Source organism: Neochlamydia sp. AcF95 (assembly GCF_018342455.1).
GTDB lineage: Bacteria > Chlamydiota > Chlamydiia > Chlamydiales > Parachlamydiaceae > Neochlamydia.
The window spans coordinates 44,885-55,323 of sequence record NZ_JAEMUC010000029.1 but is presented as its reverse complement, the minus strand read 5'-3'; the positions used below and the strand labels follow the sequence as shown (position 1 = coordinate 55,323).

The 10,439-nt window shown below is 37.6% G+C and carries 8 protein-coding genes; 7 read left to right on the top strand and 1 reads right to left on the bottom strand.

Annotated elements, in window-relative coordinates:
* The coding region (locus tag NEOC95_RS02660; RefSeq protein ID WP_213151339.1) for a hypothetical protein at positions 1 to 320 on the bottom strand (320 nt) is incomplete at its 3' end.
* A 508-nt stretch (positions 321 to 828) separates the two neighbouring features.
* Here NEOC95_RS02660 and murG point away from each other — a divergent pair.
* The 7 genes from murG to NEOC95_RS02625 all read left to right on the top strand — a co-directional run bounded on the left by murG (position 829) and on the right by NEOC95_RS02625 (position 10,347).
* The gene (gene murG, locus NEOC95_RS02655; protein ID WP_213151338.1) at positions 829 to 1,932 is read left to right on the top strand and encodes an undecaprenyldiphospho-muramoylpentapeptide beta-N-acetylglucosaminyltransferase; all 1,104 of its coding nucleotides are present in this window, start codon (positions 829 to 831) and stop codon (positions 1,930 to 1,932) included.
* Positions 1,929 to 4,355, top strand: coding sequence for a UDP-N-acetylmuramate--L-alanine ligase (gene murC / locus NEOC95_RS02650; RefSeq protein ID WP_213151337.1), 2,427 nt, complete (start codon positions 1,929 to 1,931; stop codon positions 4,353 to 4,355). The genes murG and murC overlap by 4 nt, the downstream gene beginning before the upstream one ends.
* A gap of 204 nt (positions 4,356 to 4,559) precedes the next feature.
* Complete coding sequence (locus NEOC95_RS02645; protein ID WP_213151336.1) at positions 4,560 to 5,462, top strand: cell division protein FtsQ/DivIB; 903 nt, start codon at positions 4,560 to 4,562, stop codon at positions 5,460 to 5,462.
* 264 nt (positions 5,463 to 5,726) lie between these two features.
* Positions 5,727 to 5,957 carry a KH domain-containing protein gene (locus NEOC95_RS02640; RefSeq protein WP_039384138.1) on the top strand — a complete coding sequence of 77 codons (231 nt, stop codon included), beginning with the start codon at positions 5,727 to 5,729 and terminating at the stop codon, positions 5,955 to 5,957.
* A 905-nt stretch (positions 5,958 to 6,862) separates the two neighbouring features.
* Positions 6,863 to 7,894 carry a tRNA (adenosine(37)-N6)-dimethylallyltransferase MiaA gene (gene miaA, locus NEOC95_RS02635; RefSeq protein WP_347566664.1) on the top strand — a complete coding sequence of 344 codons (1,032 nt, stop codon included), beginning with the start codon at positions 6,863 to 6,865 and terminating at the stop codon, positions 7,892 to 7,894.
* 94 nt (positions 7,895 to 7,988) lie between these two features.
* Positions 7,989 to 9,710, top strand: a complete 1,722-nt coding sequence (locus NEOC95_RS02630) for a coiled-coil domain-containing protein (protein ID WP_213151334.1) — start codon at positions 7,989 to 7,991, stop codon at positions 9,708 to 9,710.
* A complete protein-coding gene (locus NEOC95_RS02625; RefSeq protein WP_213151332.1) occupies positions 9,673 to 10,347 on the top strand; it encodes an HAD family hydrolase in 675 nt (224 codons plus the stop codon). Before NEOC95_RS02630 ends, NEOC95_RS02625 begins: the two co-directional genes overlap by 38 nt.
* Positions 10,348 to 10,439: the final 92 nt, after the last annotated feature.

Here is a 10,439-nt window from a genome sequence, read left to right as displayed (position 1 = left end):
TCGGTCGAAAAAGGATTTTTATTTAAATGGCTTGAGAGTTTGTCAAAATAGAATTGTAGCTTCTGAGGCTGATAAAGATGCAAAAATTTGACATTATTAGGCATGTGTTGTTTAAACACACGGGCACAGCTCCTTGCATCAAGGATTTTTCTTAATTCGTTTTCAGTTAAACTGCTGAAAGAAATAAAAATTTTTTTGAAAATTTTTAAAGGTAGGGTAGCCAAGGGACTAGAAGGGTCCAAAGTGTTTTTCTTTGCAATAGGAGAGGAATTGTTTTCAGGGGATTGTATAGGCGACCTCTGTAGGTTTTCTAAATGCATTCGTTTATCCTTCTTTTAAGTTGGCTTGTATTTCAATGCGTAGCAAGAGCTGATTAAAAATCTTTACATACATTCCATTTATTCTTAAGAAGGTTGTAAAAAATATTTTTACCTTTCATACAAAAAATAAGCTTATAAAAGCAACCATTATAATTTTTTGGCATAATCTTTAAGCAGGGGCTATTTAGTATAAATGATTTATTCCTTAGCATGAATTTTTTGAATCTTGCTTTTCATTGAATTTTTTAATCTAAGGGAAGTAAGAGAACGTTTAGCCATTTTTGCCTATAAAAGAGTATGTTTATTATTTTAAAATAACGTTTGTTGCTGAGCGGTTAACATACAGACGAAACTTATCTATTTTTCGAAACTTATCTATTTTTCGAAACTTATCTATTTTTATCTATCTAAAGCCATTCCTCTTCCTGGGAGCAATTTTTTTATCATTGTCTGGAATTAGAAATCCCACTTTTGTAATAGTAGACACTTTTAATGGCAGGAGCGGAAGATGGGTAAAAAAATTATCATTACTGTAGGAGGCACGGGGGGCCATATTTATCCTGCTATTGCTTTAGGCAAGCAGCTTATGGCAGCAGATGGCTCTCTTGAACTTTTGTATGTAGGCGGAAATCTTGATATTAACCCTTATTTTGACAAAGATTTCTTCCGCTACCAGGCGATCTCTTGCGCTACTTTTATAAATAAATCTTCTTGGGAGACGTTAAAAGCTTCTTACAAGATTTTAAAGGGTATAAAGCAAAGCTGCAAAATCATTAATGAATACCGTCCTGATATTTTAGTAGGATTTGGGAGCTATTATACCTTGCCTATGCTTCTAGCTGCAAAAGCTAAAGAAATTCCTTTCATCCTTCATGAAGCTAATAGTGTTCCCGGAAAAGTTAATCGTTGTTTGGCAAAGTATGCTTCCTTTGTAGGCATCCATTTTCCTGATACGGCAGATCTTTTAGTGGGAAAAACTTATGAAGTTGGCATGCCATTACGTCCAGAATATTATAAGGGAGGTAGCTCTTCCTCTAAAGCACATGAATTTTTTGGGCTAGAGAAAGAGCGAGATACTATTTTAGCTTTTGGAGGCTCACAAGGCGCTTTAAATCTGAATAATTTGGTTAGCGAAGCTTTGATTCAGCATTTAAAGCATGCTAAAGAGCAATGGCAGATTATTCATTTAACAGGCGATGCTTCTAGTTCCCAATTTTTAAGAGAAGAATATCGAAAAGCAGGCATTAAGGCTTGTGTCAAACCTTTTGAGACACATATGGAACTAGCATGGCAGGCGGCAGATATCTCCATTACCCGTGCAGGGGCAGGGAGCATTGCTGAGCAGATGGAGTTTGAGGTGCCCGGGATATTGATTCCTTATCCTTATGCTACCGATAACCATCAGGAAAAAAATGCAGCTTTTCTAGTAGAAAAAGTAGGGGGAGCTTTAAGGTGCCAAGAAAAAGAATTAAATGCTTTTCATTTAGCAGGGGAAATAGAATCTCTTACCCTAGAAAAACGGAAAAAGATGAGCCAAGCGATGCAAAATTACAAGATTAACCACCGGCCTAAAGAGCTTTATACGCTTATTCTGGAGGCGCTCCACGTATGATTTCAAAGGTAAAGCACTTTCATTTTATTGGCATTGGTGGCATCGGCATGAGCGGTTTAGCACGTATTCTTTTAAACAAGAAGATGGTTGTAACAGGCAGCGACATGCAAGCCAACTATGTAACGGAAGAATTGTCGAAAAATGGAGCTAAAATATTTATCGGCCATGCGGCTCATCAAGTTCCTGCTCATGCCGCTGTCATCTATAGCTCAGATATTAAAGCTGATAATCCAGAATATTATGCTGCTTTACAGCAGGGGTGCTTAATGCTTCATCGTTCTGACTTGCTTTTGTACTTAATGCAGGAGCAGAAAACTTTAACGGTGGCAGGAACGCATGGTAAAACTACGACCTCGGCTCTTTTAGCCTGGATAGTCATGCAAGCTGGCTTGGATCCTTCCTATGCGGTGGGAGGAATGCTTTCTTCTTTTAATTCAAATGCTGGACATGGAGAAGGGGAGTATTTTATAGCCGAAGCTGATGAAAGTGATGGCACCTTTCTTAAGTATCATTCTTATGGGGGCATTATCACTAATATTGATGCCGATCATCTTAATTACTTTGGCAAGATAGAGAATTTAATTAAGGCTTTTAGCCAATTTCTAAGCAAAGTGGAAACATCGGAGCATCTTTTTTGGTGTGGGGATGATAAACATCTTTTAGCTTTAAAGCCTAAGGGCGTTAGTTATGGATTTGGAAGCCATTGTGAGCTACAAGTTAGCAACTTTTCTCAAAAAGGATGGAATATCTCTTTTGATGTAGATTTTAAGGGTTGTCATTATTCGTCTATTCAGTTGCCTATGGTGGGACGTCATAATGCTCTTAATGCTGCGGCCGTGCTAGGATTAGCTTTAAGCTTAGGAATTGCAGAAAATAGAATCCGTGCAGCTTTTCTTTCATTCGGGGGTATTAAGCGTCGCTGCGAAAAAAAGGGCGAGAAGCATCATATTTTAATGCTTGACGACTATGCTCACCATCCGACAGAAATAAAAGCCACTCTAGAAGGTATACGTCAAGCTGCAGAGGGACGACGCCTGATTGCTGTCTTCCAACCGCATCGTTACACCCGTACTCAAGATTGCTTGGGATTATATAAAGATGTTTTTGATGAAGCGGATGAGATATTTATCACGGAGATATATGCTGCCGGCGAAGCACCTATAGAGGGGGTTTCTTCGATAGAAATTATCAAGGAAATAGAGGCTAAAGGAATAAAAAAAATTCATGCGGTGCAGCGGCACGATCTAGCCTCTCTACTTTTTGATTTTGTTCATCCTCATGATATTGTTGTTTCAATGGGAGCCGGCGATATTACTAAGCTTTCTCACGAGCTGCTCGAGCTATTAAGGCAACGAGCGTCACGTAAGCTTAAAGTAGGGATAGTTTTTGGAGGGCGCTCAGTAGAGCATGAGGTCACATTCTTATCGGCTAGCCATATTTGCAAATACGTTTCACCCGAGCTTTATGAGATTAAGTATTTTGGTATAACAAAGCAAGGACAGTGGCTTGCAGAAGATAATAACATGCAGGCGCTTAAAGAGCGCATGCAGGAGCTAGCAGCTGTAAAAACTACCTCCTGTATAGAGGTAAGTGTTTTTAATCAATTGATGGAGTGCGATCTATTTGTGCCTATTTTGCACGGCCCTTATGGAGAAGATGGAACCATTCAAGGTTTTTTTGAAATTCTCGATAAAGCTTATATAGGCCCTGATCATGTCTACGCGGCTATCGCTATGGACAAAGCTCACACCAAATATCTTATGCAAGCTCATCAGATAGCTACCTTGCCTTTTGTAGAAATCAGCTATAAAAAGTGGAGAACAGATAGTACCTCAATGATTCAGTCGATTCAAAACAAATTAAATTTTCCGCTTTTTATAAAGCCTGTGCATTTAGGGTCAACGATTGGCGTGCAAAAAGTAACGCATGCTGATAGATTATACTCAGCAATTCAAGAAGCTTTTCAATTTGACTTTAAATTAATCGTAGAGGAAGGGCTTACAAATTTTAGGGAAATAGAATTTGCAGTTTTAGGTAACGAAGAGGCTGAGGTATTCCCGCCTGGTGAAGTGTTTTCTCAAGGTAATGTCTACGATTTTGAGGCTAAATATGGGGCAAACAGTATGAAAGCCATTCCTCAAGCTTCTTTATCGCCCGAAAAAAATAGGGAGGGGGTAGAGCTAGCTTTAGCTGCCTATCAAGCAGTTGGAGGGACAGGAATGGCACGCGTAGATTTTTTTCACGATGCTGATGAAAAATTTTGGTTAAACGAAATTAACCCAATCCCAGGATTTACTTCTCTTAGTCTTTATCCTATGATATGCCAACTGAATGGAGTGGATGGAGAGGAGCTATTCAATCGCTTAATTATACTTGCGCTTGAACGAAAACGAAGAGATGCTATTTTATGTAGGCAGCGTTAAAGCTTTTAGGGATGCCCTAACTACATCTTTTCATTTAATCCCTGATGCGAGAGCATCTTTGCAGGAAGTAAGAAAAAATGCTATGATTTGGCTGAGTGAGAAGCTAGCAAAAATGGTCCTGAATTTTATGTTTATCAAAAGAGGGGGGGTATCTCACCACCAGAGCGCTTCTACCATCTTCATCCCTTTAGGTTAAAATTTCTTATGAGAAAAAAACAAGAGAAGCTTTCCATACGTACAGCTTGTTTATGGATTATGCTTTTTACTTTAGCCATCTCCGGATCTGCTACTGGAGGTTTAATTTATTATAAATATATAAAAAGGCAGCGTCTATATAATCCGCAGTATAACATTGTAGCTATTGCGCAAACTACTCCTGATAAAGAACCTTTGAAAACGGCGTATCTTGCTGAGCTTCTTAGCCTATCGATTGATCATCCAACCAATATCTTTCGCTTTAATACCCAAGAAGCTCAACAAAAACTTTTAAATTCTCCTTTGATTACTCATGCTTATGTAAAAAAAATCCTTCCAGGAACTATTTATGTGGATTATGGATTAAGAAAGCCTTTTGCTTACTTATTAGATTATCATAACACAGTTATCGATCGTGAGGGTGTTACCTTTCCCTTTAAACCTTTTTTTACCCCTAAAAAGCTACCAGAAATATACTTGGGAATAACAGATTCTTCACCGCTGATTTGGGGAAAACCTATCCAAGAAATTAAATGCAAGCTCGCCCTTTATCTAATTGATCTGCTTTCAACCTATTGCTGCTCGGAATATTCTTATCTATCTCGTGTTGATGTCTCTCAGGCTTTTGCAGATAGCAAAGGTAAAAGGCAAATTGTAGCTATCCTTGATGAGCAGGTGGAAAGAACAGATCAAGCAGGAAAGCTTGTCAAAGGAATAGCTTCGCATGTATTGCGGTTGAGTGTAGACAATTATCGGCAAGAATTAGCCAATTATCTGCAATTGCGCCCCTTATTAAATTATCATGCCGAATATGTGGAAGGAGGGGAGGCAGAAAAATTATTAAAATATGCACCTCTAATTGTAGATTTACGTATTCCTGCGCTCGCCTACATCAAAAGCTCTCCTCTTTAGAGGTCTTAGCAGCTGAGAAAGTAGTTGAGAGTTCAAAAAGCAATTTACCTTATCATGCCGTTCGATAAAATTCTGATAAAATAGGGAGGAATTAAAAAATTGTTTAATTGCTTTTTAATTAGGTGAGAAATAAGGCTCCAGATTCATTTTATCGTACGTTTCAGATAAGCAGGCAAAGAGCTTTAATGGGATACTTCTTGAGTTAAATTCTTCCTGATGCTAAAAATGCTAGCTTGTAAAACTATAATAAACATTTGTAGAGCTATGAAAGAATTTGTTGAATATATCGTAAAAAATTTAGTAGACGCCCCTAATGATGTAAATGTTAATTGCTATGAAGGGGAACGAGGAATGATCGTAGAAGTACGGGTTAATCCTCATGATATTGGGAAAGTTGTAGGAAGGAAAGGAAATACTATCAAAGCCTTACGAACAATATCCATGATGATTTGTGCTCGGCTTGGACGACGCGTTAGAGTGGAAATTATTGAGTAATCCTGTTAAGCATTAAATATGGAGAATAGCTTGCTTTTTTTACTTAATCTTTTTTTAGATAACTTCATTGCCAGCAAGTGTGCTTAAATAAATGCTTAAAGCCTAGACATATAAGCAGCAAATAAAGTGATTTATCTTTAATCTTTTTGGGATTTTAGCCTTACTTTAAGTTTCATCAAATACCAGCTATCAGGCTTTTAACAGATTTTTTTACTGCTTTATAACTTGAATCTTTGATGCTGGTAAGGAAGTAACAGCAAAGAGCCTGCGGTTAAGGGCTGGGCCCTAAAGGAACCGAAAAGAAAGTTATATAGAAGCAGCAGACTTTTCAGCTTTTGCTTTTATGAAAGACCATCTGCAAATGCAAGATATAGATTGTTAAAACAAAGAATTAAAAGTGCTAATAAAGCATACCTGCAGAAAAAAGCTTAGCTTTGAGAAAGGGGGCATAAAAGGGAGAGCGTTTAAGAAGACGAGCGCTTGCAGCTTTTAATCATTACTTTCTATAAAAAAAGCAAAATATGATCCTCTTAAAAGGCTAATAATCACATTTCAGAAAGTTTTTTTGATGTTCTTTGAAGTGAATAGATGATTGAATTTAAGAGGGAGAATAACTTTAAGCAGGTAGGTATAAAGTTGAAAAGAGCTGTAAGTGCTACTTGCGGGGAAAATAAAAAAAATAATTAAATAACTAACAAGATGATGGGATTTTGAAAGGAGCTAGCTATCTTTTTCAAATATCATGAGAGCTTTTCTTAGCTTTTACAATCAGAGCAAAGAATTATCTAACAGGTCTCTTTATGCTTGATCTTACCATTTGAAAGATATGTTAAAATTTAAGGCCTTGAATAATAAATGGTTAAATTTAAATAAACAATGCTTTGACCAAGTTTAGGTAGTTGACAGTGGCTAGTGGAACATTAGAAAAAGAAGAAATAGAACAAATTTTTATAAATTTTGCTATCGAAGCTCAAAAGCAGCTCCCTACTGCCCTTCCTCAAAATAAAAAACGTGTGATCATCATTGCCGGTCCTACTGGCTGCGGCAAGTCTCATTTTGCTCTTCAGCTGGCAAGAAAGATCCATGGAGAAATTGTTTCAGCTGATTCCATGCAAGTCTACAAAGGAATGGATATTGGTACAGCTAAGCCTACACTTGAAGAAAGACAACAGATTTCTCATCACCTCATCGATATTTGCCATTTAGCAGATTCTTTCAATGTTGTAGATTTTTGCTATGAAGCGCGCCAAGCCTTCCAGCGCATACACAATAGAGACAAGGTGCCTATTGTAGTAGGAGGGGCAGGCTTTTATATTCATTCTTTACTCTATGGACCTCCTCTAGGGCCTCCCTCTATTCCTGAAATTAGAAAAGCTTTAGAAGAAGAATATGATAGGCTAGGCCCCGAGGTCTTATATGCTCGTCTTCAGCAGCTAGATCCCCATTACGCCAGTGGGATTACAAAGAATGATAAGCAAAAAATTGTGCGTGCCTTGGAAATCATTACTTTAACTGGAGAAAAAGTTAGTAAGCTTTCGTGGAAGGGGCGCCATAAGGCTCAAAATTATGACTTTCGGTGCTGGTTTTTATTTCGGCCTAGGCCTCATTTATATCATCGCATTGAAAACCGTTGTGATCAAATGATTGAAGAAGGTTTGCTAGAAGAGGTCCAAGGTTTGTTAAAACAAGGTCTCTTAGCTAACTCCTCTGCAGCCCAAGCGATAGGCTATAAGCAAGCGATTGCTTATTTAGCAACCGACAGAAGGCCCGAGGATTATCTTCAGTTTGTCGAGACATTTAAACGAGCTTCTAGAAACTATGCCAAACGTCAGCATACCTGGTTTGGCAAAGAACCTTTGTTTAACTGGATTGATATGGACCTTTATGACACGGAAATGATTGCCGACCTTATTTCTAAAGATATCGACAGCTGCTAATTATTATTGTTTTTTAAAGAGCTTTACCGAAAAGGGTAAATCAGCTATGATTTTGCTCTAAAATTCCATTAAACATATATCTTTAAGAATTTCCATGAGCGACTTAGAAAGTAAAAATCAAAATATACAAGAAACGACACCTCATCAAGATGAGAAATTCCTATCCTCGATTAATTCAGAAGGCGAAGAGCTAAGCTTAACAACCCCTTCTTTAGAAGGAGCAGAGCAAGAAATTAGTGAAGAGCCTGTAGTCGAAAAAAAGCATAATCCTCATCTCGACGATTTTATGCAAGAGATGGAAAATTTACTTCAAGTAGACGCTAAGGTTAAATATGCTTTAGATTTTATGGAAAGCTCTTTAGCACAAAGTGGAGCCCCACATTTTAAAGCCTTTTGGGAAGTGCGTAATATTTGCTTGCAACTCTTTAAAGAAAACCTCCCTCCTCTTGTGCGTACGCAATTATGGACAAAATATAGCGAGCTTTCCAAAGAAGCCCGCCGTCTAAAAGAAATGTTGGATGAACAAAGCTCTTTTGCAGCCGAACAAATTGAAATAGCCATCGTAGCTTTAGAAAACGATATAAAGCTTTTTGAAGAGCAAGTAGCTAAAATTGCCAATCCTGACTTAGGCCCTATCCCCACAAGGCTTTCTGCCAAAGCCCTATTTTATCAAGACACTCAAAAAAGACTTAATTTGCTTAATGTGCAAGCTTCCCGTGTGAATGCTCTACGCAAAGAACTTATTAAAACGGACATGCGTGTAAGACAAAAAAATAAGTTTTTCCAAAGGCTCTCTGAAATAGGCGATCAAGTTTTTCCTTTAAGGAAAGAGCTTATCAAAGAAGTTAGCCAAACATTTAGCGATGATGTGGAAGCCTTTATTGAAGATAGCTTTAAAGGTAACTTTGATGATTCTTTGTTTGCATTAAGAGAAGAAATTAAAGACTTACAAGGCATTGCTAAGGTTTTAACCCTTAACACACATGCCTTTACCCACACCAGAATGCGTCTTAGCGAATGTTGGGATAAAATCAAATTAGCCGAAAAAGAACGTAAAAAAGAACGCGCCCAGCTAAAAGCTACTTTTAAGCAAAATTTTTATACCGTCCAAGCCAAAATACATGAGCTTAAAAAGCAATATGAGTCTTCAGAATTATCGGATGATCAAGCGAATAAGCATTTAGATGAGATTTCTAAGTTCATGAGAAATGTTGAACTGGGAAGAGATGAAATCAAAGCTCTAAGAAGCGAAATGTTTGCCGTAAAAGATCAGATTTTAGAAAAACAGAAAGCACAAGAGCAAGTGCGCCTTCAACATGAGCAAGAAAAAGAAAAGCAACGTAAAGCTAAAATAGAAGAAGTAAAAAATGAAATCGAACAGCTTGGTAATAATGCTCGTTCTTTAGAAGCTCAAGAACTAGCAGCAGCTAGAGATGAGCTTGCTCAGAAAATACAAAGCTCTTCCTTTAATAAATTTGAAAAGCAAGAGATAGAGCGCCTTTATAAATCCTTACGTAGCTTAATCACCGATGTTCTTTCAGATAAAGAGGAACAAGCTTTACTTTCCTTGTCCGAGGATGATCGTCAATCTATTGAGCAACTTCGCGAAGTTCTAAAACAAAGAAAAGAACGTAGACAAGCGATAAAAGTACAGCTAGAGTCTTTGCGCAAAGCGGGAGGAGTTTCAGGTTTAGATTTTGAGAAAGCCATGAATAATAACGAGTTGATAAAGTCTGAAAAAGAGCGCTTAGAAAAAATCAACCAAGGCATTCAAGAAATTGAAAACAAAATTGTACAATTCCAAAAGAAAAAATAGCTTAGTTGTTTTTGATCTCGACCATACACTTCTTCGCAAAAATTGTAGTCTCTCGTTTGGTATCTATCTTTTTCGGAAAAAAATCCTTCCTTTTTACCGAATGATGCGCCTATCTTCTCTCTATTTAAGGTTCAAGCTTGGACTGATTAGCCTAAAAAACTTGCATGAATCTACTTTTCAATGCTTTTTTTGTGGCCTTTCCGTGGCCCTTGTTAATGAGCATGCCACCAAATTTTTATCCCAGCAACTGGATAAGCTTATCTATCATCCCGTCTTTTCAAAACTATTAGAAGCTAAAAATGAAGGATCGTATACTGCCATATTTTCTAGTTCGCCAAACTTTTTAGTGGAAAAAGTGGCGCTGAGACTAGGTGTTGATAGATGGAGTTCTACGACTTATCAAAAAAACGAACAGGGTGATTTTACTCATATTACCCAAGTAATGGAAGGTCCTCAAAAAGCTCAAGCTCTTGAGCTGCTTTTAAAAGAATTGCAAATCGTTAAAGCTAATGTGACTGCTTACACAGATAGCTATTTAGATTTACCCCTCCTTTACGCAGTTGGAAATCCCGTGGGCGTCAACCCAGATCGACGCTTAAAGGCTATTTGTCGTCAAAATCAATGGCCAATTATTTAAGTTGGCAATGACTTTTGAGCTCATTTAATGAGCTTGTTGTGTTAATTGATCTTTCCAAAATTTCGCCCTTGTTTTACATTACCGCTATTGCA

What these genes read in the sequence shown, in the direction of transcription:
- NEOC95_RS02640 (WP_039384138.1), top strand. Translation starts at nt 5,727, where the DNA reads ATGAAAGAATTTGTTGAATATATCGTAAAAAATTTAGTAGACGCCCCT.
- NEOC95_RS02645 (WP_213151336.1), top strand. Translation starts at nt 4,560, where the DNA reads ATGAGAAAAAAACAAGAGAAGCTTTCCATACGTACAGCTTGTTTATGG.
- murC (WP_213151337.1), top strand. Translation starts at nt 1,929, where the DNA reads ATGATTTCAAAGGTAAAGCACTTTCATTTTATTGGCATTGGTGGCATC.
- murG (WP_213151338.1), top strand. Translation starts at nt 829, where the DNA reads ATGGGTAAAAAAATTATCATTACTGTAGGAGGCACGGGGGGCCATATT.
- NEOC95_RS02630 (WP_213151334.1), top strand. Translation starts at nt 7,989, where the DNA reads ATGAGCGACTTAGAAAGTAAAAATCAAAATATACAAGAAACGACACCT.